This window comes from Nocardia anocheti (assembly GCF_029675105.1).
Taxonomy (GTDB): Bacteria; Actinomycetota; Actinomycetes; order Mycobacteriales; family Mycobacteriaceae; genus Nocardia.
Map to the genome: position 1 here is coordinate 147,059 of NZ_JAQQFV010000011.1, position 25,829 is coordinate 172,887.

Annotated in this window: 22 protein-coding genes; 21 read left to right on the forward strand and 1 reads right to left on the reverse strand. The window is 70.8% G+C overall.

Annotation, left to right across the window (positions count from 1 at the left end):
- Nucleotides 1-13: 13 nt before the first annotated feature.
- The 14 genes from QC180_RS26535 (at nt 14) to ftsZ (ending at nt 17,337) form a co-directional block, all read left to right on the forward strand.
- A complete protein-coding gene (locus QC180_RS26535; protein WP_278265546.1) occupies nt 14-442 on the forward strand; it encodes a DUF3040 domain-containing protein in 429 nt (142 codons plus the stop codon).
- Nucleotides 443-853: 411 nt separating this feature from the next.
- Complete coding sequence (gene mraZ, locus QC180_RS26540) at nt 854-1,285, forward strand: division/cell wall cluster transcriptional repressor MraZ (protein ID WP_278265547.1); 432 nt, start codon at nt 854-856, stop codon at nt 1,283-1,285.
- Between the two features lie 138 nt (nt 1,286-1,423).
- Nucleotides 1,424-2,467, forward strand: a complete 1,044-nt coding sequence (rsmH, locus tag QC180_RS26545) for a 16S rRNA (cytosine(1402)-N(4))-methyltransferase RsmH (RefSeq protein ID WP_347567357.1) — start codon at nt 1,424-1,426, stop codon at nt 2,465-2,467.
- Nucleotides 2,464-3,414, forward strand: a complete 951-nt coding sequence (gene ftsL / locus QC180_RS26550; protein WP_278265549.1) for a cell division protein FtsL — start codon at nt 2,464-2,466, stop codon at nt 3,412-3,414. The genes rsmH and ftsL overlap by 4 nt, the downstream gene beginning before the upstream one ends.
- Nucleotides 3,411-5,294, forward strand: coding sequence for a peptidoglycan D,D-transpeptidase FtsI family protein (locus tag QC180_RS26555; RefSeq protein WP_278265550.1), 1,884 nt, complete (start codon nt 3,411-3,413; stop codon nt 5,292-5,294). Before ftsL ends, QC180_RS26555 begins: the two co-directional genes overlap by 4 nt.
- Before the next feature lie 104 nt (nt 5,295-5,398).
- Nucleotides 5,399-6,976 carry a UDP-N-acetylmuramoyl-L-alanyl-D-glutamate--2,6-diaminopimelate ligase gene (locus tag QC180_RS26560; protein ID WP_278265551.1) on the forward strand — a complete coding sequence of 526 codons (1,578 nt, stop codon included), beginning with the start codon at nt 5,399-5,401 and terminating at the stop codon, nt 6,974-6,976.
- A complete protein-coding gene (locus tag QC180_RS26565) occupies nt 6,973-8,466 on the forward strand; it encodes a UDP-N-acetylmuramoyl-tripeptide--D-alanyl-D-alanine ligase (protein ID WP_278265552.1) in 1,494 nt (497 codons plus the stop codon). The genes QC180_RS26560 and QC180_RS26565 overlap by 4 nt, the downstream gene beginning before the upstream one ends.
- A gap of 52 nt (nt 8,467-8,518) precedes the next feature.
- A complete protein-coding gene (gene mraY / locus QC180_RS26570; protein WP_278265553.1) occupies nt 8,519-9,595 on the forward strand; it encodes a phospho-N-acetylmuramoyl-pentapeptide-transferase in 1,077 nt (358 codons plus the stop codon).
- 50 nt (nt 9,596-9,645) lie between these two features.
- Nucleotides 9,646-11,082, forward strand: coding sequence for a UDP-N-acetylmuramoyl-L-alanine--D-glutamate ligase (gene murD, locus QC180_RS26575; protein ID WP_278265621.1), 1,437 nt, complete (start codon nt 9,646-9,648; stop codon nt 11,080-11,082).
- Between the two features lie 43 nt (nt 11,083-11,125).
- Nucleotides 11,126-12,580: a putative lipid II flippase FtsW gene (gene ftsW / locus QC180_RS26580; RefSeq protein ID WP_474646544.1), complete on the forward strand. Its 1,455-nt coding sequence runs from the start codon at nt 11,126-11,128 to the stop codon at nt 12,578-12,580.
- A gap of 55 nt (nt 12,581-12,635) precedes the next feature.
- Entirely contained in the window at nt 12,636-13,751 is a 1,116-nt protein-coding gene (gene murG / locus QC180_RS26585; protein WP_278265554.1) for an undecaprenyldiphospho-muramoylpentapeptide beta-N-acetylglucosaminyltransferase, read from the forward strand.
- Nucleotides 13,748-15,259: a UDP-N-acetylmuramate--L-alanine ligase gene (gene murC / locus QC180_RS26590; RefSeq protein WP_278265555.1), complete on the forward strand. Its 1,512-nt coding sequence runs from the start codon at nt 13,748-13,750 to the stop codon at nt 15,257-15,259. Before murG ends, murC begins: the two co-directional genes overlap by 4 nt.
- 8 nt (nt 15,260-15,267) lie before the next feature.
- Complete coding sequence (locus tag QC180_RS26595; protein ID WP_278265556.1) at nt 15,268-15,945, forward strand: cell division protein FtsQ/DivIB; 678 nt, start codon at nt 15,268-15,270, stop codon at nt 15,943-15,945.
- 132 nt (nt 15,946-16,077) lie between these two features.
- A complete protein-coding gene (gene ftsZ / locus QC180_RS26600) occupies nt 16,078-17,337 on the forward strand; it encodes a cell division protein FtsZ (RefSeq protein WP_278265557.1) in 1,260 nt (419 codons plus the stop codon).
- Nucleotides 17,338-17,404: 67 nt separating this feature from the next.
- Here the strand turns inward: ftsZ and QC180_RS26605 are convergent, their stop codons facing one another.
- Nucleotides 17,405-17,947 carry an LppU/SCO3897 family protein gene (locus QC180_RS26605; RefSeq protein WP_278265558.1) on the reverse strand — a complete coding sequence of 181 codons (543 nt, stop codon included), beginning with the start codon at nt 17,945-17,947 and terminating at the stop codon, nt 17,405-17,407.
- Nucleotides 17,948-18,115: 168 nt separating this feature from the next.
- Here QC180_RS26605 and QC180_RS26610 point away from each other — a divergent pair, with 168 nt between their 5' ends.
- The 7 genes from QC180_RS26610 (at nt 18,116) to QC180_RS26640 (ending at nt 25,654) form a co-directional block, all read left to right on the forward strand.
- The gene (locus QC180_RS26610; protein ID WP_278265559.1) at nt 18,116-21,415 is read left to right on the forward strand and encodes a helix-turn-helix transcriptional regulator; all 3,300 of its coding nucleotides are present in this window, start codon (nt 18,116-18,118) and stop codon (nt 21,413-21,415) included.
- Nucleotides 21,416-21,688: 273 nt separating this feature from the next.
- Complete coding sequence (pgeF, locus tag QC180_RS26615; protein WP_278265560.1) at nt 21,689-22,420, forward strand: peptidoglycan editing factor PgeF; 732 nt, start codon at nt 21,689-21,691, stop codon at nt 22,418-22,420.
- Nucleotides 22,417-23,196 carry a YggS family pyridoxal phosphate-dependent enzyme gene (locus QC180_RS26620; protein WP_278265561.1) on the forward strand — a complete coding sequence of 260 codons (780 nt, stop codon included), beginning with the start codon at nt 22,417-22,419 and terminating at the stop codon, nt 23,194-23,196. The genes pgeF and QC180_RS26620 overlap by 4 nt, the downstream gene beginning before the upstream one ends.
- A 107-nt stretch (nt 23,197-23,303) precedes the next feature.
- The gene (locus tag QC180_RS26625) at nt 23,304-24,059 is read left to right on the forward strand and encodes a cell division protein SepF (protein WP_278265562.1); all 756 of its coding nucleotides are present in this window, start codon (nt 23,304-23,306) and stop codon (nt 24,057-24,059) included.
- 89 nt (nt 24,060-24,148) lie between these two features.
- Complete coding sequence (locus QC180_RS26630) at nt 24,149-24,451, forward strand: YggT family protein (protein ID WP_278265563.1); 303 nt, start codon at nt 24,149-24,151, stop codon at nt 24,449-24,451.
- Between the two features lie 60 nt (nt 24,452-24,511).
- Nucleotides 24,512-25,366 (forward strand): DivIVA-like cell division protein Wag31, encoded by an 855-nt coding sequence (gene wag31, locus QC180_RS26635; protein WP_278265564.1) that lies wholly within the window; start codon nt 24,512-24,514, stop codon nt 25,364-25,366.
- Between the two features lie 87 nt (nt 25,367-25,453).
- Nucleotides 25,454-25,654, forward strand: coding sequence for a hypothetical protein (locus QC180_RS26640; protein WP_278265565.1), 201 nt, complete (start codon nt 25,454-25,456; stop codon nt 25,652-25,654).
- Nucleotides 25,655-25,829: the final 175 nt, after the last annotated feature.

Genomic DNA, 25,829 nt, shown 5'->3' on the forward strand with positions numbered 1-25,829 from the left:
CGGGGGAGGTACCGTGCCACTCTCCGAGCACGAGCAGCGTATGCTCGAACAGATCGAGAGCGCTCTCTATGCTGAGGATCCGAAGTTCGCCTCGTCCGTCCGCGGCGGACGACTTCGTTCCACGTCGAGCCGACGGAGGCTCCAGGCCGCGGCGTTGTTCGCCATCGGCCTGGTACTTCTCGTCGCCGGCCTCGCCCTTCCGTTCAAGCCGGGCGGATTCCCGATCATCAGTCTCGTCGGATTCATCGCCATGTTCGGCGCCGGTGTGCTGCTGATGCTCGGCAACTCGCACCGGTCCGCGCATCCCGACCAGTCCGAGGGGCCCGCCAAGAGCGCGGGCGCCAGCGGTGGGTCGTCCGGTCGCGGCGGCCGCCAGCGCAAGTCCGGCGGTTTCTCCGAGCGGATGGAAGACCGCTTCCGTCGAAGGTTCGAGCAGGAGTAGCTCGCCCCCTCGCCGGAGCACAACAGCATCGAAGGCGGCGCCGCACCCGATCGGGTGCGGCGCCGCCTTCGCCTGTTCGTGCCCGGAACCTCGCGACCAGGGCCGCGCCCCCACCTTCCCCACCCCTCCCCACCGCGCCCCGCCGAATTCCCCCACCCCGCCGTATTACCCGCCGGTACCTGCGAAGTTTGCTGGACGTTGTCGGAACCGGGGGTAGCCGACCCGCGCGGGTTCTCCGAACACGCGATAACCCCGAATCTCGGTGATAGCTGGGGTGACCTGCGGAATTGTGTTGGCGGGGAGCGAGATCACCCAGGGTTTCGATTGAAAGTGGGGGAAAGTGGGGTAATGTGGGTCGCGCACTACAGGACATGCCGTATGGCGAGGTGATCCAGTAGGGAGGTGGCCGGGATGTTTCTCGGTACCTACACCCCCCGCCTGGACGACAAAGGGCGACTCACGTTGCCCGCGAAGTTTCGAGACGAACTGGCGGGAGGGTTGATGGTCACGAAGGGTCAAGACCACAGCCTGGCCGTGTATCCGAAAGACGAGTTCACCGCGCTCGCGCGGCGAGCCGCGGCGGCGTCTCGAAGCAACCCGCAGGCAAGGGCTTTCGTTCGAGCGCTGGCCGCGGGTACCGACGAACAACGTCCGGACGCACAGGGCCGGATCACGCTGTCGCCGGACCATCGGCGCTACGCGAATCTCACACGGGAGTGCGTGGTGATCGGTTCGGTCGACTTCCTCGAGATATGGGACAAGCAGGCGTGGGAGTCCTACCTCGACGAGCACGAGGAGGACTACGCGCAAGCCAGAGACGAGTCGCTGGGCGGAATCTTCTAGCCCGGAGCACGCGAGTGCTGCGAGGCCTCTGCCCGGGCGTGGACCCTGACGTACTTCCCCGACGCCAGGTGCCGCGCCTCGGTCAGAGACCTCGACGCATTCGCGAACACCATTCTCATTCGAAAAGCACTGTGTGGCATGGCGACTCGTCTGCGACGCGAGGTCCTATCCCGGGAGGTCGAGGTGAACCATGACACCGAGAACCCCCGTCATGTGCCCGTTCTGCTCGACCGCGCCGACGAGCTGCTCGGCCCCGCGCTGAGCGAGCCGGGCGCGGTCTACCTCGACGCGACCCTCGGCCTCGGTGGGCACGCCGAACATTTCCTGCGCGCCTATCCGTCGGCGCGGCTGGTCGGTCTCGACCGCGACACCACCGCCCTGAAACTGGCCGGGGAGCGCCTGGCGCCCTACGCCGACCGGATCACCCTGGTGCACACCCGCTACGACGGGATCGCCGCGGCGCTGGCCGAGGCGGAGTTACCCGAAATCGGTTCCGTCTCCGCGATTCTCATGGATCTCGGGGTGTCGTCGATGCAGCTGGACGAGGCCGACCGCGGCTTCGCCTACTCGGTGGACGCCCCCCTGGACATGCGGATGGACCCCACCACCGGACCCACCGCGGCCGACGTGCTCAACACCTACAGCCACGGTGATCTCGCCCGGGTGCTCAAGACCTACGGCGACGAACGGTTCGCGGGCAAGATCGCCTCGGAGGTGTTGCGCCGCCGGGCCGTTCGCCCGTTCACCACCAGCGCGGAGCTGGTCGAGCTGCTCTACGACACCATCCCGGCCGCGGCGCGGCGCACCGGCGGGCATCCCGCCAAGCGCACGTTCCAGGCGCTGCGGGTGGAGGTCAACGGCGAGCTCGACTCGCTGCGCGCGGCGCTGCCCGCCGCTCTCGACGCGTTGCGCGTCGGCGGTCGGATCTGCGTCATGTCGTACCAGTCGCTCGAGGATCGGCTGGTCAAGCAGGAGTTCGCACCCCGGATCGTATCCAGGTCCCCGATGGATCTGCCGGTCGAATTGCCCGGCATGGGACCGGAATTCCGGATGCTCACCCGGGGCGCGGAGAAGGCGACGGAGTCCGAGATCGAGGTCAACCCGCGATCGGCGCCGGTGCGGATGCGCGCGGCGGAACGGATCGTGGAGAGATCAGGGAGGACACAGGAGGGGACACGATGAGTGTGCGGACGAGCACCGTCGCCGTGCCGGGGCGTACGGCCCGTCGCGTCGAGGCGGCCGACCGAGTCAAGTCCGGTGCCGCCCAGCGGGCCTACGCCCGCAAGCGCACCAGGGCCCAACTGCTCGACGGGATCGAGCTGCCCGAGCGGGCGTCCACCATGGCCGGGCGGATTCCGTTCGTCGCGGCCATCATCGGACTGCTCGGCTGCGGCCTGGCCCTGACCCTGTTGTTGACCACCCGCGCCGCCGAGGACAGCTACCAGCTCGGTGACGCGCGTGCGGTCAACCGCAAACTCGCCGACGAGCGGGCCGCCCTGGAGCGCGAGGTGGCCGCCGCCGACTCGGCGCCCGTCCTGGCCGCGCGCGCCCGCGAACAGGGCATGATCCCCGCCAAGGACCCGGCGCGGCTGGTGCTGGGCCCGGACGGGGAGATCACCGTCATCGGCACGCCCTCGCCCGCGCAGGGCGCGCCCGCCCCGCCGCTCAACGGTCCGCCGACCACCACCCCGAACCCGGCCGCGCCGAATCCGGCGCAGCCGCAGGGGGAGCGGGTGGTGCCGGTGCAGCCCGGCTCGCTCACCGCGACTCCCGCCGCGCCCGGTAGCGTTCCGGCGCCGGTCCTCGTGGCACCCACCGCCACGCCCGCGGCGCCGGTGACCACCCCCCAGCCGCCCGCCCCGGTCGCCGAAGTGCCCGCCCCCGCCGGGGTTCCGGCCCAAGTGCCCGCGCCCGCCGAGGTGCCCGCCCCGGCGCCCGCCGCGGGTGACACCCCGCTCGAGCCCACGCTGGTGCCCGACCGGGTCGAGGTCGCCGTCGTGCCCGGCGAGCAGGGCGCGCCCTTCGCTCCCGCCGACACCGCGCCGCCCGCACCGGGTGTTGTGGCCGAGGCGCCCGTCGCACCGAGTGAGGCACCCCGGCAGATCGAAACGGAGGGCGGCCCCCGATGAGGCGCAGCGGATCCGCGTCGCAGCCGCGACGCGGGCCGGTCTCGTCGCGTGCCCGTCGCTCCGGCCCGCTCTCGCCCGACCGGCCCGTCCGGTTGCGGCTGGGCATCGGGCGGGTCACCCTGCTGGCCACCCTCGCCGTGGTCGCCCTGCAACTGCTCTACATCCAGAGCCTGGCCGCGCCCGCGCTCTCGGCGCAGGCCGCCTCGCAGCGCACACACAAGGAGACCGAGGCCGCCGTGCGCGGCCCGATCACCGACCGGCACGGCAACCGGCTCGCCTTCACCATCACCGCCAATGCCCTGACCTTCCAGCCGGTTCGGGTGCGCGAGCAGCTCGCCGACGCCAAGAAGACCAAGCCGAGCGCGCCCGACCCGGACCAGCGCCTGAAGGACATCGCGAAGTTCATCCACGACAAGCTCGGTGACGGCGGACCCAAGGAAGCCGAGCTGCTCGACAAACTGCGCAGCGACAAGCCCTTCCACTACCTGGCCCGCAATGTCGACCCGCGTGTCGCCACCGAGATCAAGACCAAGTACCCCGAGGTCGGCACCGAACGCCAGGACCTGCGCGAATACCCCGGTGGCGCACTGGCCGCCAATGTCGTCGGCGCGACCGGCTGGGATGGGCACGGGCAGATCGGCCTGGAGTCGGCGCTGGACTCGGTGCTCGCGGGCACCGACGGATCGCGCACCTACGACAAGGGTTCCGACGGCGCGGTGATCCCGGGCAGCTATCGCGATCAGCAGCCCGCGGTCAACGGCTACGGCGTGGAACTCACCCTCGACGAGGACCTGCAGTACTACGTGCAGCAGCAGGTGCAGCAGGCCAAACAGCTCTCCGGCGCGGCCTCGGCCTCGGCGGTGGTGCTCGACGCCAAGACCGGCCAGGTGCTGGCCATGGCCAACGACAACACCTTCAATCCCGCACTGGGACCACAGCACTGGGCCTCGGCGAACATGAGCAACCCCTCGGTCGCCGAACCGTTCGAGCCCGGGTCGGTGAACAAGATCGTCACCGCCGCCGCGGCCATCGAGTACGGGGTCACCGACCCCGCCGAGGTGCTGCAGGTGCCCGGCTCGATCCGGATGTCCGGGGTCACCGTCAACGACGCCTGGCAGCACGACGTGGCGCCCTACACCACCACCGGCGTGTTCGGGAAGTCCTCCAATGTGGGCACTCTCATGCTCGCCCAGCGCGTGGGCGAGGACCGCTTCGCCGACATGCTCGGGCGCTTCGGCCTCGGCCAGCGCACCGGCATCGGCCTGCCCGGCGAGAGCCCCGGCCTGCTGCCCGCCCGCGACCAGTGGTCCGGCGGCACCTTCGCCAATCTGCCCATCGGACAGGGTCTGTCGATGACCACCCTGCAGATGACCGGCATGTACCAGGCCATCGCCAACGACGGTCTGCGCATCCCGCCGCGCATCGTCAAGGCCAGAATCGCGCCCGACGAAACCCGCACCGAAGAACTGCAGCCCGAAGGCGTGCGGGTGGTGAGCCCGCAGACCGCGCAGACCCTGCGCGAGATGTTCCAGGCGACCGTGCAGAAGGACCCGATGGGCGTGCAGATGGGCACCGGTGGCCAGGCCGCGATCGAGGGCTACCAGGTGGCGGGCAAGACCGGCACCGCGCAGAAGGTGGACCCGGCCTGCCGCTGCTATTCGACCTCGTCGTACTACATCACCTTCGCCGGGATGGCGCCCGCCGACAACCCGCGCTACGTGATCGGCATGATGCTCGACGCGCCGGTGCGCAGCTCCGACGGCAGCGGCGGCGGATCGGCCGCGCCGCTGTTCCACAGCATCGCCTCCTGGGCGCTGCAGCGCGACCGGGTGCCACCGTCGCCGGAGCCGAAACGCCTCGTCCTGGAGGCCGGGCTCTGACCGCTCGGCTCATGCGCAACCCGCGTTGTCCGTCCGACTCCGCGCGTCGGTAACCTGACTGCTCGTCTCGCCCACGCGCTCGATCACTCTCAGAGAGGAGCCTTGTGCCCGCGCAGTCCAGCCCGCACGCGCTCCGGCCCACCACGCCGCCGTCGACGTCGCTGCAGGCCTTGCTGGACCTCACCGGCGCCACGGTCACCACCCCGGTGGCCGCGGTGACCGTCACCGGTATCGAGCAGCGGTCCAACGCGGTCCGTCCCGGCGACCTGTTCGCCGCGCTACCCGGTGCCAACGCGCACGGTGCCCGCTTCGCCGCCGACGCCGTCGCGCGCGGCGCGGTCGCGGTGTTCACCGATGCCGCTGGCGCCGAACAACTCGGCGAGCTCGCCGTCCCGATCCTGGTGCGCGAACAGCCGCGCGCCGTGCTCGGCGAACTCTCGGCCGAGATCTACGGCCATCCCAGCGATCGCCTGCGCATCATCGGCATCACCGGCACCTCCGGCAAGACCACCACCTCGTACCTGGTCGAGGCGGGTCTGGTCGCGGCCGGGCTGAGGACCGGGCTGATCGGCACCATCGAGACCCGCATCGGCGGGCAGCACGTGCCCAGCGCGCTCACCACCCCCGAGGCACCCCAGCTGCACGCGATGTTCGCCGCGATGGTCGAGCAGGGCGTGCAGGCGGTCGTGATGGAGGTGTCCAGTCACGCGCTGGCGCTGGGCCGGGTCGACGGCGTGCGTTTCGCCGTCGGCGCCTTCACCAACCTGTCCCAGGACCACCTCGACTTCCACGCCGACTTCGAGGACTACTTCGGCGCCAAGCGCAAACTCTTCGCCGCCGACTCCCCGGTCGCCGCGCGCACCTCGGTGATCTGCGTGGACGACCAGTGGGGTCGCAGGCTGGCCGACGAGCTGGCCGCGCCGATCACGGTCTCCACGCGCGGGGCGGCCGACTGGCAGCTGACCGGTGACATCGCGACCAGCGCCGGGGCCCAGGAGTTCACCGCCACCGGACCGACGGGTGAGCTGGCCGTGCGGCTGCGCCTGCCCGGCCGCTACAACGTCGCCAACGCCCTGCTGGCCATCGCGACCTGCGCGGCCGCCGGGGTCGACCCGGCCGTGGCCGCGCCCGCGCTGGCCGAGGTGGACGTGCCGGGCCGGATGCAGCGGGTCGATCGCGGCCAGGACTTCCTGGTCGTCGTCGACTACGCGCACAAGCCCGCCGCCGTCGAATCCGTGGTCACCACCCTGCGCGGGCATCTGGCCGAGGCCGGGCACGGCAGGCTGGCCGTGATCGTCGGCGCCGGTGGCGACCGCGATGTGGCCAAGCGCCCGCTGATGGGCGCCGCCGCCGCGCGGGCCGATCTGGTGATCGTCACCGACGACAACCCGCGCTCGGAGGACCCTGCGCTCATCCGCGCCGCCGTGATCGCGGGCGCCGACGATGTTCCGGCCGCCGCGCGCGGCGAGATCCGCGAGATCGGTGACCGGGCCGCGGCCATCACCGCCGCCGTCACCTGGGCCCGTCCCGGTGACGTGGTCCTCATCGCGGGCAAGGGCCACGAGTCGGGGCAGGAGATCCAGGGCGTCAAGCACGTCTTCGACGACCGGGTCGTGGTCGCCGAGGCACTGGACGCCCGGCACGGTTCGCACACCGACTCGGAGGACTCGAGGGTTTCATGATCGAGATGACACTGCGCGAGATCGCGGACGTGGTCGGCGGCGAACTGCACGACGTCCCCGACCCCGAGGCCACGGTGACCGGTTCGGTGGAATTCGATTCGCGCCGTATCGGTCCCGGCGATCTGTTCCTCGCGCTGCCGGGCGCCAACTCCGACGGACACGACTACGCGGCCGGTGCGGTCGCCGCGGGCGCGGTCGCCGTGCTGGCGGCGCGCCCGGTCGGGGTGCCCGCGATCGTCGTCGCGCCCGAACGCGGCTCGGTGCCCGCGACCTCGGTCGCGCTGAGCCACGACGGTGACGGTTCCGGCGCAGCGGTGCTCGCCGCGCTGGCCGAGTTGGCCCGGGTGAGCACCGAACGACTGGCCGAGCGCACCGGGCTCACCGTCGTCGGCGTCACCGGGTCCTCCGGCAAGACCTCCACCAAGGACCTGCTGGCCGCCGTGCTGGCCCCGCTGGGCCCGGTCGTGGCGCCGCCCGGCTCGTTCAACAACGAACTCGGCCACCCCTGGACCACCCTGCGCGCCGGGCTCGACACCAAGTTCCTGGCACTCGAGCTGTCCGCGCGCGGGCGCGGCCACATCGCGGAGCTGGCGCGCATCGCGCCCCCGCGCATCGGCGTGGTGCTCAATGTCGGCACCGCCCACCTCGGCGAATTCGGCAGCCGCGAGGCCATCGCCGTCGCCAAGGGGGAGCTGGTCGAGGCGCTGCCCGCCGAAGGCTTGGCCGTGCTCAACGCCGACGACCCGCACGTCTCGGCTATGGACTCCCGCACCAAGGCGCGCGTGGTCAAGGTCGGCCTGTCCGGTGACGCCGACGTCCGCGCCACCGACGTGCGCACCGACGACCAGGCCAGGGCCAGCTTCGTGCTGCACGCCGGGGGCGATTCGGTGCCGGTGACCCTGGCCGTGCACGGCGAACACCAGGTCGGCAACGCGCTGGCCGCGGCCGCCGTCGCGCTGGAATGCGGCGCCGACCTCGCGACCGTCGCCCAGGCGCTGAGCGGGGCCACCGCGGCCTCGGCGCGTCGGATGGACGTGCGCACCACCCCCGAGGGCGTCACGGTCGTCAACGACTCCTACAACGCCAATCCCGACTCGGTCCGGGCCGCGCTCAAGGCGCTGGTCACCCTGGCCAAGGCGGGGGACGAGCCGCGGCGCAGCTGGGCGGTGCTCGGTGAGATGGGCGAACTCGGCGACGACTCGGTGATCGAACACGACGCGATCGGACGACTGGCCGTGCGCCTGGACGTCGACCGGTTGATCGTGGTCGGCACCGGACGACCCTCCCGGGGCATGCACCAGGGTGCGGTGATGGAAGGCTCATGGGGCGAGGAGTCGGTCCTCGTTCCCGATATCGACGCGGCGATCGCGCTGCTCGACGACGAGATCGCCGCTGGCGATGTGGTACTGGTCAAGGCATCCAAGGCAGTCGGTCTCTGGGCCGTCGCCGAGCACCTGACCAGGGCAGGGGAAGGTAGTACGCAGGCATGAAAACAGCGGCCATCGGCAGCACGCCGACGCCCGGCGTCAGTGAGGCGCGGGCGTGAGGCAGATTCTCTTCGCGGCGGGGATCGCCCTGGCGGTGTCGATCCTGTTGACGCCGTTGCTGATCCGGGTGTTCGCCAGGCAGGGCTTCGGTCAGGAGATCCGGGTCGACGGCCCGGCCAGCCACCAGGCCAAGCGCGGTACCCCGACCATGGGTGGTGTCGCCATCCTGATCGGCATGTGGGCCGGTTACCTCGGTTCGCACCTCATCGGCATCGGTTACGACGCCGAGGGCCCGACTGCCTCGGGTCTGCTCGTGCTCGGTCTGACCACCGCGCTGGGCGTGGTCGGCTTCCTCGACGACTTCATCAAGCTGCGCAAACAGCGCAACCTCGGCCTCACCGCCGCGGGCAAGTACATCGGCCAGACGGCCGCCGCGGTCATCTTCGCGGTGCTGGCCCTGCAGTTCCGCAACGACGACGGCCTGGCCCCGGCCAGCAAGCACCTGTCCTACGTGCGCGACTGGAGCACGGTGTCGATGGGCGCGCTGATCTTCGTGGTCTGGGTGCTGTTCCTGGTGATCGCCTGGTCCAACGCGGTCAACCTCACCGACGGACTCGACGGCCTGGCCGCCGGTTCGATGAGCCTGCTGCTGGGCGCCTACGTGATCATCACGTTCTGGCAGTACCGCAACGCCTGCTCCACCAACCCCGGTCCCGGCTGCTACGACGTGCGCGACCCGCTGGACCTGGCGCTGGTGTGCGCCGCCGCGGCCGCCGCCTGCATCGGCTTCCTGTGGTGGAACGCGGCCCCGGCCAAGATCTTCATGGGTGACACCGGTTCGCTGGCCCTGGGCGGCCTGATCGCCGGTCTGTCGATCACCACCCGCACCGAACTGCTGATGGCCGTGATCGGCGCGCTGTTCGTCGCCGAGGCCGCCTCGGTGATGCTGCAGGTCGCGGTGTTCCGCACCACCCGCAACCGGTTGTTCAAGATGGCGCCGTTCCACCACCACTTCGAATTGAGCAAGTGGGCCGAGACGACGGTGATCATCCGGTTCTGGATCCTGGCTGGCATCTCCGCCGCCGTGGGTCTGGGGCTGTTCTACAGCGAATATCTGTCACAGGTCGGGTGAGCGCGGACATGGTCGAACACACTCCCCGTGCGCTGCGGTCGCCGGGCCCGATGCTGGAATTCCTGCGTGGCCGTGACGTCCTCGTCGCGGGCTGGGGCGTCTCCGGGCGCTCGCTGATCGAACCGCTGCGCGATATCGGCGCGCACCCCGTGGTCACCGACAACGGCGCCAAGGCCCTGGCCGAAGCCGCCGAACTCGGGCTCGAGGTCGCCACCGGCGTCGAACTGGAGAACGCGGATCTGAGCCGGTTCGCGCTGGTCATCACCAGCCCCGGCTGGCGGCCGGACTCGCCGGTGCTGGTCTCGGCGGTCACCGAGGGCATCCCGGTCTGGGGTGACGTCGAATTCGCCTGGTGGGTCGACCAGGCCCGGATCTACGGTCCGGTCCGCAAGTGGCTGGTGATCACCGGCACCAACGGCAAGACCACCACCACCAACATGACCCACTCGATCCTGCGCGCCGCGGGCATCGCGAGTGTGGCCTGCGGCAATATCGGCCTGCCGATCCTGGACGCGCTGCGCCGCAACCCCGGCCCGCAGGTGCTGGCGGTCGAGCTGTCCTCGTTCCAGCTGCACTGGGCGCCCTCGGTGCGCCCGGAAGCGGGCGTGGTGCTCAATGTCGCCGAGGACCACCTGGACTGGCACGGCGGCCTGGACGCCTACGCCGCCGCCAAAGCGCGCGCGCTGACCGGCCGCGTCGGCGTGGTCGGCCTCGACGACCCGGTCGCGGGCTCGCTGGCCCGCAAGGCCAAGGCCCGGCGCACGGTCGGCTTCCGCATCGGCGTACCCGCCGACGGCGAACTGGGCGTGGTCGACGGCAAACTGCTCGACCGCGCCTTCACCAAGGCCGCCATCCTGGCCGAGACCTCCGACATCAGCCCGCAGGGCCCCGCCGGGATCGCCGACGCGCTGGCCGCCTCCGCGCTGACCAGGGCCATCGACGTGGCCCCGCAGTTCGTCAAGGAGGGGCTGGCCGAGCACAAGGTGGGCCCGCACCGCACCGCGTTCGTGCGCGAACTCGGCGGCGTGGAGTTCATCGACGACTCCAAGGCCACCAACCCGCACGCCGCGCGCGCCTCGATCCTGGCGCACCCGCAGGTGGTGTGGGTGGCCGGTGGTCTGCTCAAGGGCGCGACCGTCGACGACCTCATCGAAGAGGTCGGTGAGCGGCTCGTCGGCGCGGTCCTGTTCGGGGCCGACGCGCCGCTGATCGCCGCCGCGTTGGCGCGACACGCGCCCGAAGTCCCGGTCATCGCCCTGGACGCGGGAGACGATGCAGACATGGAGTCGTCGAGATCGCAGCGCGCCGAGGCGGTCATGGGCCGCGCGGTCCGCGCCGCGGCGGGACTGGCCAGCGCGGGCGACACCGTCCTGCTCGCACCGGCGGCGGCCTCCTTGGACATGTACGACGACTACACCCACCGCGGACGCTGCTTCGTGGACGCGGTGACGGCTTTGGAAGACGGTGACATCGGGCGGGCGCTGTGACACCGACGCCCCGGCTCGACCGTCAGCGCCACGAGGAGGCAGCGTGCGCAACCAGGTAGGACGCCGGGGCGGCTCGGCCGCAGCGCGGCCGGGATGGGCGGGAGAACGCTTCGGCGCGTGGCTGGCCCGCCCGCTCGCCTCCTTCCACCTGGTGGTCACCATCGCCACCCTGCTGACCGTGCTGGGTCTGGTGATGGTGCTGTCGGCGTCGAGCGTGGAAGCCTACGCCGGGGGCGGCTCGGCCTATTCGCTGTTCATCCAGCAGGCCATGTTCGCCGGACTCGGGGCCGTGGCCTTCTACATCGCCCTGCGGTTGCCGCTGCGGCTGGTGCGGCAGTGGTCGTTCCCGATCTTCAGCGTCTCGGTGCTGGCGCTGGTGCTGGTGCTCATTCCCGGCATCGGCTCGATCCACGGCGGCGCGCGACGCTGGTTCGACATCGGACCGCTGTCGATCCAGCCGTCGGAGGTCGTCAAGGTGACGCTGGTGGTGTGGGGCGCGCATCTGCTCGCCTCGCGGCGCGGCGGCCAGCTCAAGGACATCCTGGTGCCGCTGGTGCCCGCCGGTCTGCTGGTCTGCCTGCTGGTGGTGCTGGAACCCAACCTGTCGACCACCATCGCGCTGGGCATCGTGCTGATGGCGCTGCTGTGGTTCGGTGGGCTGCCGGTGCGGCTGTTCGTCGGGATCATGGTCACCGGCCTGGTCGCGGCCTCGATCCTGGCGCTGTCGGCGGGCTACCGCTCCGACCGCGTGCGCGCCTTCTTCAACCCCGGTGACGACCCGCAGGGCGTGAACTACCAGGCCCGCCAGGCCAAGTACTCCCTCGCCGACGGCGGCATCTGGGGCCGCGGTCTCGGGCAGAGCCGGGCCAAGTGGAGCTATCTGCCCAACTCGCACAACGACTTCATCTTCGCCATCATCGGCGAGGAACTCGGTTTCCTGGGCTGCATGCTGGTGCTGGCGCTGTTCGCGCTGTTCGTCTACGCGGGCATCCGCATCGCGCTGCGCTCGGTGGACCCTTTCCTGCGGCTGCTCACCGCCACCGCGACCACCTGGATCACCGTGCAGGCGCTGATCAACATCGGCTACGTCGTCGGGCTGCTGCCGGTGACCGGGCTGCAGCTGCCGCTGGTCTCGGCCGGTGGTTCCTCGCTGGCGATCACGCTGTTCATGTTCGGCATCATCGCCAGCGCCGCCCGGCACGAACCGGAGGCGGTCTCGGCGCTGCAGAACGGCCAGGACGGGCGTGTGAGCAGGCTGCTGCGGCTGCCGATTCCGGAGGTGTACGCCCCGGCCAGGGCCGACGCGCCACGCAAGGCCGCCAAGCCCAGGGCCGAACGCCCACGTCAGACCCCGCGCCGCCCGGCGCCCACCGAACGACGGCGACGTGCGCCCGAGAGTCGCGGCACGAGTTCGCTACGGTCGACCAGAGCGTGGGAACCGACCTATCCGATGCCGCACCGCCCGGTGAAGCGGCGGACCGGCGGCGGCGGAGGGTGATCACGCGGTCTCGCCTGCCGGGCGAGTCGATACAGGAAGAACGAGGGAGATCCAGGTGAGTGACCCGCGATCCGGGTTGTCGGTGATCGTCGCAGGCGGAGGCACCGCAGGCCACATCGAACCCGCGCTGGCCGTGGCCGACGCGCTGCGCAGGCTCGACGAGGGGATCCGGGTGACCGCGCTGGGCACCGAGCGTGGCCTCGAGACCAAGCTCGTCCCCGACCGGGGCTACCCCCTGGAACTGATCCCGCCGGTGCCGTTGCCGCGCAAACCCTCCGTCGACCTGCTGCGCCTGCCCGGCCGCGTCCTGGCCTCGGTGCGCGCGACCAGGGCCGTCATCGACGACGTGCAGGCCGATGTGATCATCGGTTTCGGCGGCTACGTCTCGCTGCCCGCCTACCTGGCCGCGTGCGGTGGGCTGTTCGGGCGCAAGCGCAAGGTGCCCGTCATCGTGCACGAGGCCAACGCCAAGGCGGGCCTGGCCAACAAGGTCGGTGCCCGGTTCGCCACCAAGGTCCTGGCCGCCGTCCCCGATTCGGGACTGGCGAAGGCCGAAGTGGTCGGCATCCCGGTGCGCGCCGCCATCACCGACCTCGACCGCGCCGCCCTGCGCGCGCGGGCCCGCGAGAGCTTCGGTCTGCCCGCCGAAGGCCCGGTGCTGCTGGTGTTCGGTGGCTCCCAGGGCGCGCGCAGCCTCAACGACGCCGTCTCCGGCGCCGCGCCGCAGCTGGCCGCCGCCGGGATCTCGGTGCTGCACGCGCACGGGCCCAAGAACAGCCTCGAACTGAACACCGGAGACTCCGCCGCGCCCTATGTCGCGGTGCCGTACCTGTCCCGGATGGACCTGGCCTACGCCGCCGCCGACGCGGTGGTGTGCCGCTCGGGCGCGATGACGGTGGCCGAGGTGTCGGCGGTCGGCCTGCCCGCCTTCTACGTGCCGCTGCCGCACGGCAACGGCGAACAGGAGTTCAACGCCAGACCGGTGGTGGCCCAGGGTGGTGGCAGAATCGTTCCCGACGCCGAGCTGACCCCGAAATACGTGATCGATGAGGTGATTCCGCTGCTGCTCGACCCCGCCCGACTCGACGCGATGAGCCGCGCCGCCGCAGGCGCGGGCCATCGCGACGCCGCCGACACGGTGGCCAGGATCGTCACCGAGGTCGCCCGATGAGCGGCCCGGCCGAGATCGGCGAATCCACCGGCACGGCACTGCCCGCCGAGCTCGAACGCGTGCACATGGTCGGCATCGGCGGTGCCGGGATGTCGGGCATCGCGCGCATCCTGCTCGCGCGCGGCGGCGCGGTCTCCGGCAGCGACGCCAAGGAGAGCCGGGGCGTGCTGTCGCTGCGGGCCCGCGGCGCCCAGGTGCGCATCGGCCACGACGCCGACGCCCTGGACCTGCTGCCCGGCGGCCCGACCGTCGTGGTCACCACCTACGCCGCCATCCCCAAGACCAATCCCGAACTGGTCGAGGCCAACCGGCGCAAGATCCCGGTGCTGCTGCGCCCGACCGTGCTCGCCGCGCTGATGCGCGGACACAAGACCCTGCTGGTCTCGGGCACCCACGGCAAGACCTCCACCACCTCGATGCTCATCGTCTCGCTGCAGCACTGCGGCGCCGACCCGTCCTTCGCGGTCGGTGGCGAGCTCAACGAGGCGGGCACCAACGCCCACCACGGCAGCGGTGACGTCTTCGTGGCCGAGGCCGACGAGTCCGACGGCTCACTGCTGCAATATGACCCGGACGTCGCCGTGGTCACCAATATCGAATCCGACCACCTGGACTTCTTCGGCACCGACGAGGCCTACATCCAGGTCTTCGACGACTTCGCCGACCGGCTCGCCCCCGGCGGCCTGCTGGTCGTCTGCCTCGACGATCCCGGTTCACTGGCCCTGGCCCACCGGGTCGCCCCCCGCCTGCGCGAACGCGGCGTGGAGGTACTCGGCTACGGCTCGGGCGATCTCGGTGACGCACCCGTGCCCGTCGGCGCGCGCCTGCTGGACTGGCAGCCGCGCGATGTCGGCGGCATCGTGGAATTCGAGCTGGCGGGCGAGCACACCCCGCGCACCGTGCGCCTGGCGGTGCCGGGCAGGCACATGGCCCTCAACGCGCTGGCCGCGCTGCTGGCCGCCAAGGCCACCGGCGCCGACATCGACGAGATCGTGCAGGGCCTGGAGGGATTCGGCGGCGTGCACCGCCGGTTCCAGTTCACCGGCCGCGAGAACGGCGTGCGCGTCTTCGACGACTACGCCCACCACCCCACCGAGGTCCGGGCCGTGCTCGAGGCGGCCGCCCAGTTGGTCGCCCAGGAGGCCCGCGACGGCGCCCGCACCCGGCGCGGTCGGGTGATCGTGGTGTTCCAGCCGCATCTCTACAGCCGCACCGCCACTTTCGCCGCCGAGTTCGGCACCGCGCTGAGCCTGGCCGACGAGGTGGTCGTGCTCGACGTCTACGGCGCCAGGGAGGAACCGCTGCCCGGCGTCAACGGGGCGCTGGTGGCCCAGTCGGTGACCGCACCCGTGCACTACCAGCCGGATATGTCCAAGGTGGGCAAGCAGGTGGCCGGATTGGCCCAGCCCGGTGACGTCGTGATCACCATGGGCGCGGGCGATGTCACTATGCTCGGCGTGCAGATCCTCGACGCCCTGCGGGCCCGGCCGCAGCAGGGCGGCCGGTGAGATTGCCGATGCCCGCCGCGCGCGGGTGGCGCGGCTACCGGCTCTGGACGGCGGTCGGGCTGGTCGCGGTCACGGTGCTGGCGCTGCTCGCGTGGTTCACTCCGGCACTGTCGGTACGAACCGTGCGAATCGACGGTTTGTCCGTGGTAACCCAGGACGAGGTCCGTTCCCGTCTCGAAATACCCGACGGGCGTTCGATGTTGCGCATCGATACCAACTCGATCGCCCAGCGGGTGGCCGCCATCCCGAAGGTGCGCTCGGTGCGGGTGCAGCGCAAGTTCCCGTCCACCGTGCTGGTCACGGTGGTCGAGCGCACCCCGGTGGTTTATGTGGAATCTCCCGACGGCGCGCACCTGATCGACGCCGAGAGCGTCGAATTCGCGATCGAACCGGTGACCCCGATCGGGGTGCCCAAGCTGCTCACCGAGGGCTCCTTCACCGGTCCCGCGGCGACCAGGGCGGCGGTGGATGTGCTGGTCACGCTGCCGCCCGCGCTGTCGGTGCAGGTGGGTGAGGTTGTCGCACGGTCGATTTCGGATGTCTCGCTGAACCTGCGCGACGGGAGGAAGGTAGTGTGGGGCGGCACGGGCGACGGCGAGCGCAAAGCTGCCGTCGTGATGCCGCTGCTGACCCGTGAGGGGACCGTGTTCGACGTGTCGAGTCCGAATCTGGTCACGGTAAAGTGAGCGAAACGTCGGCGCGCCTGCGCCGGGATCGCAGTTGCTGCGAATAGCGTTCCGCAGCAGTCGGATACTTGACATAACGCCAACCCTATGGTTGAGGTTGAGGGTTTTAAGATCGAAGGAAGGCGAGAGCCCATGACGCCCCCGCACAACTACCTTGCCGTGATCAAGGTCGTCGGTATCGGCGGCGGCGGCGTGAACGCCGTCAACCGAATGATCGAACAGGGACTCAAGGGAGTCGAGTTCATCGCGGTCAACACCGACGCCCAAGCCCTGCTCATGAGTGATGCCGACGTCAAACTCGATGTCGGCCGCGAGCTCACCCGCGGTCTCGGCGCAGGCGCCGATCCCGAGGTGGGCCGCAAGGCCGCCGAAGACCACAAGGACGAGATCGAAGAGGTGCTCAAGGGCGCCGACATGGTCTTCGTGACCGCGGGCGAGGGCGGTGGCACCGGTACCGGTGGCGCTCCCGTCGTCGCCAGCATCGCCCGGAAGCTGGGCGCGCTGACCATCGGTGTGGTCACCCGGCCGTTCTCCTTCGAGGGCAAGCGCCGAGGCAACCAGGCCGAGGTCGGCATCAACCTGCTGCGCGAGTCCTGCGACACTCTCATCGTCATCCCCAACGACCGGCTGCTGCAGCTCGGCGACGCGGCGGTGAGCCTGATGGACGCGTTCCGTTCGGCGGATGAGGTGCTGCTCAACGGTGTTCAGGGCATCACCGACCTGATCACCACCCCGGGCCTGATCAACGTCGACTTCGCCGACGTGAAATCCGTGATGTCGGGCGCCGGTTCGGCGCTCATGGGCATCGGCTCGGCGCGCGGTGAGGGCCGCTCGGTCAAGGCCGCCGAGACGGCGATCAACTCGCCGCTGCTCGAGGCGTCGATGGACGGCGCGCACGGCGTGCTGCTGTCCATCGCGGGCGGTTCGGATCTGGGCCTGTTCGAGATCAACGAGGCCGCCTCGCTGGTGCAGGAGGCCGCGCACATCGAGGCCAACATCATCTTCGGAACCGTCATCGACGATTCGCTCGGCGACGAGGTGCGCGTCACCGTCATCGCCGCGGGCTTCGACGGCGGCGGACCGGCCCGGCGCAGCTTCGAGAACACCACGACGACCTCGCGCACCGGCGCCAACCCGATCGGCTCCGGCCGCGCGGGCGAGATCGGGCAGAGCCGTCCCACCGAGGCGCCGGTGCGGCCCACCGAGCCCGCGACCGCCGGGGTCTCCGGTGGCCGGGCGGCCGCGCCGAACTACCGCGACACCGAGCGTTACCGCGAGTCCGAGCGTCAGCGGGTCACCGAGGCCGCGATGAACCGGGTCAACAACCCCGATCAGCGCGACGACGGCGACGATGACGACGACATCGAGGTGCCGATCTTCATGCGCCGGTAGTCGTCCCCGGAACACCGGAAGGGCCCGAACTCCGTGGAGTTCGGGCCCTTCCGCGTGTGGGACCGGCTCAGGCGACCGGGCCCAGGCAGTAGGTGATCTTCGGCTCGTTGACCACGAGGAACTGATCGGCCTCCTCGGTGCACAGGTTCTCATCGACCTGGCCGTCGACGCGGGTGATCACCTTGAAGTCGGCGTCGGCGGCGGTGCACGCCACGTACTTGTAGCCGGTCATCATGCCCTCGTTGTAACAGCTGCCCTCCTTGAAGTTGGGGGCCAGGCACAGGAAGGCGAGGGTGCCGCCGCTGCCGTAGGTCTCCTCGTAGGAGGTGTAGTCCTCGTGGCATTCGACCTTCTGGTCGTGCACCTGGACCACCTGGTAGACCGCGTTCTCGGCCGAGCAGGCCACCGGCTCGGTCTCGGAGTCGACCACCGACGCCGAGATGACGTTGATGCAGTCACCGACCTTCGAGCGGGCGGTGTCGGACTTGCTCGCGTCCTTGGCCACCTCGGTGACCTTGTCCACCGCCGAGCAGCCAGCGACACCGAGTGCCGCGACCGCGAGCAGTGCGAGCGAGAACCGCGAAACCATTCCCTTGCCGGTGAACGTCATGCGAACCTTCTTTCTGGAAACCCTCACCCCCACCTCGGCGGCGATCGGCCCCGATCACCCAACCGCACCCTCCGCGAGCGAGCATCCGGGAAACCACGGGATTGCCAGACCTACGGTCCGGGTTACGCTCTGATCCGCCGGGACAGCGGCGCGGAAATCGGAGGGACCATGCTCGAGCGCGATTTCGTGGGCCGCACCCCCGAACTCGCCGCCCTCGCGACCACCTTCACCGGCACCGACGCCCCCTGGTTACTGCTGGTCGAGGGCCCCGCCGGAATCGGCAAGTCCCGCCTGCTCACCCACTTCACCCACACCACCCCCGGCCGCGTCATCCTGGTAACCGGCACCGAAGCCGCCCGAACCCACCCCCGCTCCCTGCTCGAAGACATCACCGACCAACTCACCACCCCCACCCGGATCGCCACCCCGGCCGAACCTGTACCGGTCCCAGTGGCGGACACTGCGCGGTCGACGGTGGTCGGTGCCGGTGCCGGTGCCGGTGCCGGTGCCGGTGCCGGTGGCGATGTCGGTGCTGGTGCCGCTGGCGGTGCCGGTGACTGTGCGAGTGGCGGTGGCAGTGGCGGCGGCGGCGAGGGCGGTGCCGACGCGGATGCCGGTGGCGATGGTGATGGCGGCTCCGGTGCCGAGGCAGGTGGAGGCATCGACGCGCGAGTTGGTGCCGGTGGCGAGGAGGCCGCCTTCGCTGGTGGGTGGACGGATGCCGAGACCGCACGGTGGTTGCGGCGGGGGCTGGGCGAGGTCGAGACGTTGCTCGTCGTCGATGACGTGCAGTGGGCGGATGCCGAGTCCCTGCGGGTGCTGGGTGCGCTGATCCGGAACCGGCCCGCGGGGTTGCGCGTGCTGCTCGCGTGTCGGACCGGGAGCTGCCCGGCGGTGATCTCCCGATTGTGGCGGGCGCCGCGCGTGCGGGCACTGCGTGTTCTGGTGCCGCCGTTCACGGAAGCCGATGTCGCGAGCCTGCTGCCGGAGCGGGACGCGCGCGGGCGGGAGCGGCTGCTGACGGCCTCGCGGGGGAATCCGCTGTACCTGTCGCTGCTGGCCGGGTTGCCCGAGCGGGAGCTGGAACGGGCGCTGAGCGGCCAGGACCCGGACCCGTCCTCGGACGACTACGCGGCGCTGGACCGGACGATCCGCGCCGAGCTGGCCGAACTGCCCGCCGTCGAACAGCTGGTCGCCCAGGCGGTCGCGGTCTGCGGTGTCCCGCCCGATCTCGAACTGGTGTGCGCGACCGCCGATCTGGGGACCGAGGTGGTGGTCGCGGGTCTCGACGGGCTGGTCACCCGGGGCGTGGCCGGGGTGCGCGAGGGCGCCGTGGTCTTCGCCCACCCGCTGATCCGCGCGGCCGCCTACCGGCTGGCCCCACCCGGCTGGCGGGCCATGGCCCATCGCCGCGCCGCCCTCACCCTGCGCACCCGAAACGCCCCGATGCCCGTGCGGGCCCGCCATCTCGAACACGCCCTGCTCGGTGCCGACGAGCACGCGGGCACCGAACTACGCCAGGCCGCCGACCAGGTGCTGGCCGACGCCCCCGAAGCCAGCGCCCGCTGGCTCGCCACGGCCCGACGCCTCGCACCCGCCGTCACCGATCCACCAGCCGACGCGCTGGCCCTGGGCCGCGCGCTGCTGCTGTCCGGCGCCGCCGCGCGGGCGGGGGAGGAGCTCGCGCCGGTCGCACACACGCCGGGCCCACACCAACTCGAGGCCCTACTGCTGTCCGCGCGGTGCGCACGCATGCTGGGCCGCGTCGAACAGGCCCGTACGCTGCTCGAAACCGCCGCCTGCCTACCCCGCCGCCCCGGCGACGGACCTGTCCAACTCGAACTAGCCATCCTCGAAATGCAGGACCACCAGCACACCGAGGCCAGAACCCGACTCGCCACCCTGTTCGCCGCTCCCACCATCGCGAAGCCGGACGCTGTCACCCCGCCAGCAACCGGAAATCCAGCCGTTGTCGCGTCGGTGGCGAGCGGGGATTCGACCGTTGTCGCCTCGACCGTGAGCTCTGACTCGGTCGACGGCCCCGCGACCTCGAGCGAGAGTTCAGCCGCTGCGCCTTCGGCCGTGAGCGCGGGTTCAGCAGCTGTGACCTCGGTCGTGCGCGGAGATTCGGCCGTTGTCGCCTCGGCCGTGGGCGCGGATTCGGCCGACGGCGCCGCGTTCCCGAGTGCGGATCGGGCCGTCGTTGCTGCGGCGACCGCACTGCGCTGTCTGAGCCTGCTCGCCGATGCCCGCTTCGCCGAGGCCGACATCCTCTACGGCGACTGTGCGGCGGCCTTCGCGACTCTCGACGACGTGGGGCTGCGCGAGATCGTCCACGCTGTGCCCGCCTTCGGCTGGTGCGCGTACTTCCTCGACCACGACCCGGACGGCCTGCGACTGCTCGACCGCGCCATCGCCGTGAGCCGCCGCTTCGGCCGCAGCTACGCCCTCGCCGAGCTGCACACCGTGCGCGCCTACTCGCTCACCAAACTCGGCCGCCTCACCGAATCGCTCGCGGCCGCCGACGACGCCACCGACTCCGCGACCACCTTCCACTACCCCGACCTGCTCGCCTTCGCGGGCGCCGTCAAACTCCGCACCCTCCAGTTCACGGCCCCCACCGACCTCGCCACCGCCCAGTGGCACACCGTCGCCGCCCTACCCCGCCCCGCCGTCCGCTGGTGGCGCCGCGTCGTCGACAACATCCTCGCCGAAACCGCCCGCACCCTCGCCATCCCCACGCCACCCCCAACCCCCGAAGACCACCCCGGCCCCCTCCGCCCCACCCTCCTCGCCCGCGCCGCCCACCTGGCCCTGTCCACCGGCGACCTCCCCACCGCCGAATCCCTCGTCACCCGCGCCGAACAAGCCGCAGCCCTCACCCCGCCACCCCACACCCACCGCCCCACCGAGCCCGACCGCCCCGCTGCCGATGCCGACCGGGCCGCCGTGCCGGACAGTCAGATCGGAGCGGCACTGCTCGCCCGCGCCGACTACGAAACTGCCGTCGGCGCGTGGGAATCGGCCGACGTGGCAGCGACCGCCGCCGCCACGGCCTTCCGCCGCGCGGGCATGGTCGTGAACGCCGCGCAGGCCGACCTCCTGGCCGGGATCATCGCCGGTCGCCGGGGTGATTTCGGCACCGCCACCAGCCGATTCGCCACCGCCCGTGGCGTCTTCGCCGAGGCGGGTGCCCAGCGTCTGCTCGCCGACACGATCGCCGCCCAGCGCCGCCTCGCCGGGAGCCGAAGCCCCGGCCCCGCCGCCACGCTCACCCGACGCGAGCGCGAGGTCGCCGAACTCGCCGCCCACGGCCACTCCAACAAGGACATCGCCGCCCACCTCTACCTGAGCCCCCGCACCATCGAGGACCACCTGGGCCGCGTCCTGCGCAAACTCGGCCTCACCGGCCGGGCGGGCATCGCCCGCAAACTCGACGAACTCGCCGCGCCGCCGCCCAGCACCTGACCCGCGGCTCCGGCCGCAGCTACGCGGCGCCGACTCTCACCACCTGAACCGCAGCCCTGGCCGCTGCGACGCGGCGCAGACTCTGCCCATCTGACTCCGCCCATCTGACTCCGCGACTCCGGCCGCCGCGACCCGGCACCGACTCCCACCTGACCCCGCGGTCCCGACTGCCCCGACCCAGCGCCGACGCCCAGCCCGCGCGACCTGCGACAACGTCCGGAGCGACCGACCTCACCGGGCACCCCCACGCCGACTCGCACTACCCTCGACCCCATGACTTCCGCGCCTCCCACCGTGACCGTGCGTCGGGTGACCACCACCCGCGCCGGTGGCTTCTCCGTCGCCCCGTACGACTCGTTCAACCTGGGCGATCACGTCAACGACGATCCGGAAGCCGTGCGCCGCAATCGGGTTCGCCTGGCCGAGGGGATCGGGCTCACCCCGGACCGGCTGGTGTGGATGGAACAGGTGCACGGGCGCGCCGTGGAGATCGTCGACGGGCCGCGCGCCGAGCCGGTGCCGGTCACCGACGCCCTGGTCACCACCGTCCCGAATCTCGCGCTGGTGGTGCTCAGCGCCGACTGCGTGCCGATCCTGCTCTCCGACGACGAGGCCGGGGTGATCGCCGCGGTGCACGCGGGCCGCGTCGGTGCCCGCATCGGCATCGTGCCCCGGGTGCTCGAGGCGATGGTCTCGGTCGGCGCCAGGGTCGACCGGATCGGCGCGTTCCTCGGCCCCGCCGCCTCCGGCCGCCAGTACGAGGTGCCCGCCGCCATGCGCGCCGATGTCGAAGCCCACCTGCCCGGCAGCGCCACCACCACCGTGCGCAAGACTCCTGGCCTCGACCTGCGCGCGGGTATCCGCCGCCAGCTCACCGAGGCGGGCGTGGCGGGTGTGGCCGTCGACCCGCGCTGCACCATCGAGGACAAGACCCTGTTCAGCCACCGCCGCGGCGCCCCGACCGGCCGCATCGCGGGCGTGATCTGGATGGATCCCACCGCATGAATGGTCAGCGACCGGAGGCGGAGCGCGACCACGGCGGACCCGGTACGAGCGGTGAGCACGACCCGGCCCGGGTCACCGAACTCTCGACCGCCCTCGACGGCCTGCTCGCCCGCATCGACACCGCCGTCGCCGCCGCGGGCCGACCGCCCGGTTCGGTCCGCCTGCTCCCGGTGACGAAGTTCTTCCCCGCCGCCGACGTCGACATCCTCTACCACCTCGGCCGCCGGGAATTCGGTGAATCGCGCGAGCAGGAGGCCTCGGCCAAGGTCGCCGAGCTGGCCTATCCGGACGCCGAATGGCACATGATCGGCCGTCTGCAACGCAACAAGGCGCGCGCGGTGGCCCGCTGGGCGCACACCGTGCACTCGGTCGACAGCGAACGTCTGGCTATCGCTCTAGACCGCGCCGCGCAGGACGCGCTCGACGCGGGCGAGCGCGCAGAACCCCTGCGTGTGCTGCTGCAGGTGAGCCTGGACGCCGACCCCGGACGCGGGGGTGTCGAACCCGCCGATCTGCCCGCCCTGGCCGACCTCGTCGCGAAGTCGCCGGGTCTACATCTGGCCGGTCTGATGGCGATTCCGCCCCTTGACGCCCCGACTCATGCGTCCTTTGCGAAGCTTGCGACTTTGCACACTTCGCTGCTGCGCCGACACGCCGACGCCACCGAGCTTTCTGCAGGTATGTCGGGTGATTTGGAGAATGCGGTCGAACACGGTTCGACGTGTGTGCGTGTCGGAACCGCCTTGATGGGCACTCGACCGATAACCTCGGCGTAGCAAAGAAACCTCATCAGTCACATTCGACACATACGATTGGGCCGAAGAGGCGCTGAGCAAGAACTTCAACACCCGGCCGCCACCGGGGCCGAAGGAAGGTCGACCAGATGAGCACGCTGCACAAGTTCAAGGCGTACTTCGGCATGGTTCCGCTCGACGAGTACGAAGACGATTACGTCGACGATCACGCCCCCCGCGGCGCCGAGGAGCGCGCCGGTCGCGTCCGGCCGCGCGGTTACGACCGATACGCCGAAGACCGCTACGGCCCCGACCGTTTCGAGGACGAGGCAGACGACTACCCGCAGCCGGCCTACAAGTCGGCCTACCAGGCGCGTCGCGACGACTACGTCGCCGACACCTACGCCGAGGATCGCTACGACACGCCACGGCGCCCGACCAGGATCGATGCGGCCCCGTCGTCGGGCCGGTCGTTCCGGGCGGGCGGTGTCGCACCCGGTATGCGCGGCTCCACTCGTGGTGCGCTCGCGGTCGATCCCGACGCCGAGGAGCGCAGGCTGGAGGAGCGCTTGCGCCCCGAGCCCGCGCCCGCGCGGCGGCCCGGGATCTTCGAGGACGGAGGTCCCTTGTCCAAGATCACCACGCTGCGCCCGCGCGATTACAGCGAGGCCAGGATCATCGGTGAGCGTTTCCGCGAGGGCAACCCGGTCATCATGGACCTGGTCGATCTGAGCAATGCCGACGCGAAACGCCTGGTCGATTTCGCCGCGGGCCTGGCCTTCGCGTTGCGCGGGTCCTTCGACAAGGTCGCGACGAAGGTGTTCCTGCTCTCACCGGCCGATGTCGACGTATCGGCGGAAGAACGCCGCCGGATCGCCGAAAACGGCTTCTACAACCAGAAATAGTGGCGGTCTCCGCCACCGGCTGATGGCCGCCCGCGCCCCGCGCGGCGCGGCCATTTTGCACACTGCCGATTTTGCGGCAGAGTGAAGACGTGGCCCTGTTCGCGGTTCTGTACCTCGTGCTTTTCGTCTTCTGGCTGTTGTTGATCGGCCGGGTGATCGTCGAGTTCATTCGCAGTTTCGCGCGCGACTGGCGCCCGACCGGTGTGGTGGTGATCATCCTGGAGGTCATCTTCACCATCACCGACCCACCGGTGAAACTCCTGAGGCGGTTGATACCTCCTGTGAATCTCGGGGGTATCCGGCTCGATCTGTCGATAATGGTCCTGCTCTTCGTGGTGTTCATCCTGATGTCCATCGTGGGTAGGCTCGGGCAGCCCGTGACCTCCGTGTGACATACTGAATCGAGAAGACCGCTTGCTAGTTCTCCAAAAGACGCGTGAAGGGATCCTTCGATGCCGCTGACTCCCGCCGATGTGCATAACGTCGCGTTCAGCAAACCGCCGATCGGTAAGCGCGGCTACAACGAGGACGAGGTCGATGCCTTCCTGGATCTCGTCGAGCAGGAGCTGTCGCGCCTGATCGAGGAGAACGCCGACCTGCGTCAGCGGGTCGCCGAACTCGACACCGAGCTGGCCGACGCCAAGAAGAACCGTGGCTCTGCCCCGGTCGCCGCCGTGAAGGCCCCGGTCCAACAGGCCCCGCCGCCAGCACCGGAACCGATTCCGGCACCGGCGCCCGCGCCGCCGCCCGCGCCCATGCCGGTCGCCGCGCCCGCCGCCGCGGGCCCCGACGCGAACATGCAGGCCGCGAAGGTGCTCACCCTGGCGCAGGAGATGGCCGACCGGCTCACCACCGACGCCAAGACCGAGGCCGAGGGACTGCTCTCGAACGCGCGGGCAAACTCCGAGCGACTGGTCGGCGACGCCCGTACCCGCTCCGAGGCGATGATCTCCGACGCGCGGCAGAAGTCCGACGCGATGCTGACCGACGCGCAGAACCGCTCCGACACCCAGATCCGGCAGGCCAAGGACAAGGCCGAGGCGCTCACCGCCGACGCCGAGCGTCAGCACGCCGAGATCATGGCGACCATCACCCAGCAGCGCACGGTGCTGGAGAGCCGCATCGAGCAGCTCAAGACCTTCGAGCGCGAGTACCGCGTGCGCCTGAAGTCCTACCTGGAGTCGCAGCTCGAGGAACTGGAGAACCGTGGTTCGGCCGTTCCGGTCGACGGTGGCGAATTCGCCGGGGAAACCAACGGTTCGGCCAACACCCTCGCTCCGGCCTCCTTCGCCAAGGGCGCCAAGTAAACTGGACCCGGGTCGCGCGGCAGCACACGCCGCGTGATCCGGGAACGCCCAGTTATCGTCGGGCTGCTCGGTTGCTTGGGAGTCAGCATGCTCGTCTTGACGCTTGTCCTCGCGGCGCTCGGTTTCGGACTGCTCGTCGCGGCGCTCGCCACCGGTTCGGTGCTGTGGGCGTGGGGGTGCATCCTGATCTGTCTGCTCGGCGCGGGCACCCTGTTGGTGAGCGCGCTGGCCACCCGAAAACCCGAGAGCGACGCCGTCCCACCCGGACGCCACGCCCGGCGTGACTGACCCGGGGCCGAAATATTCGCTCGACAGGCCCGGTTAGAATCGAACGACATACGGCAGTGATCCGGCCATCACCGGGGAGTCTTCGGAAGAACGGCGCGCGAGCGCTCAGTAGAACCGAACGGGCGAGCCCGTCACAGCTCACCACGAGAGGCGCGTTCCCCGTCGGGACGCGCAA

What these genes read in the sequence shown, in the direction of transcription:
- mraZ (WP_278265547.1), top strand. Translation starts at nt 854, where the DNA reads ATGTTTCTCGGTACCTACACCCCCCGCCTGGACGACAAAGGGCGACTC.
- rsmH (WP_347567357.1), top strand. Translation starts at nt 1,424, where the DNA reads ATGGCGACTCGTCTGCGACGCGAGGTCCTATCCCGGGAGGTCGAGGTG.
- ftsL (WP_278265549.1), top strand. Translation starts at nt 2,464, where the DNA reads ATGAGTGTGCGGACGAGCACCGTCGCCGTGCCGGGGCGTACGGCCCGT.
- QC180_RS26555 (WP_278265550.1), top strand. Translation starts at nt 3,411, where the DNA reads ATGAGGCGCAGCGGATCCGCGTCGCAGCCGCGACGCGGGCCGGTCTCG.
- QC180_RS26565 (WP_278265552.1), top strand. Translation starts at nt 6,973, where the DNA reads ATGATCGAGATGACACTGCGCGAGATCGCGGACGTGGTCGGCGGCGAA.
- murD (WP_278265621.1), top strand. Translation starts at nt 9,646, where the DNA reads ATGCTGGAATTCCTGCGTGGCCGTGACGTCCTCGTCGCGGGCTGGGGC.
- murC (WP_278265555.1), top strand. Translation starts at nt 13,748, where the DNA reads ATGAGCGGCCCGGCCGAGATCGGCGAATCCACCGGCACGGCACTGCCC.
- QC180_RS26595 (WP_278265556.1), top strand. Translation starts at nt 15,268, where the DNA reads ATGCCCGCCGCGCGCGGGTGGCGCGGCTACCGGCTCTGGACGGCGGTC.
- ftsZ (WP_278265557.1), top strand. Translation starts at nt 16,078, where the DNA reads ATGACGCCCCCGCACAACTACCTTGCCGTGATCAAGGTCGTCGGTATC.
- QC180_RS26605 (WP_278265558.1), bottom strand. Translation starts at nt 17,947, where the DNA reads ATGACGTTCACCGGCAAGGGAATGGTTTCGCGGTTCTCGCTCGCACTG.
- QC180_RS26610 (WP_278265559.1), top strand. Translation starts at nt 18,116, where the DNA reads ATGCTCGAGCGCGATTTCGTGGGCCGCACCCCCGAACTCGCCGCCCTC.
- pgeF (WP_278265560.1), top strand. Translation starts at nt 21,689, where the DNA reads ATGACTTCCGCGCCTCCCACCGTGACCGTGCGTCGGGTGACCACCACC.
- QC180_RS26620 (WP_278265561.1), top strand. Translation starts at nt 22,417, where the DNA reads ATGAATGGTCAGCGACCGGAGGCGGAGCGCGACCACGGCGGACCCGGT.
- QC180_RS26625 (WP_278265562.1), top strand. Translation starts at nt 23,304, where the DNA reads ATGAGCACGCTGCACAAGTTCAAGGCGTACTTCGGCATGGTTCCGCTC.
- wag31 (WP_278265564.1), top strand. Translation starts at nt 24,512, where the DNA reads ATGCCGCTGACTCCCGCCGATGTGCATAACGTCGCGTTCAGCAAACCG.
- QC180_RS26640 (WP_278265565.1), top strand. Translation starts at nt 25,454, where the DNA reads ATGCTCGTCTTGACGCTTGTCCTCGCGGCGCTCGGTTTCGGACTGCTC.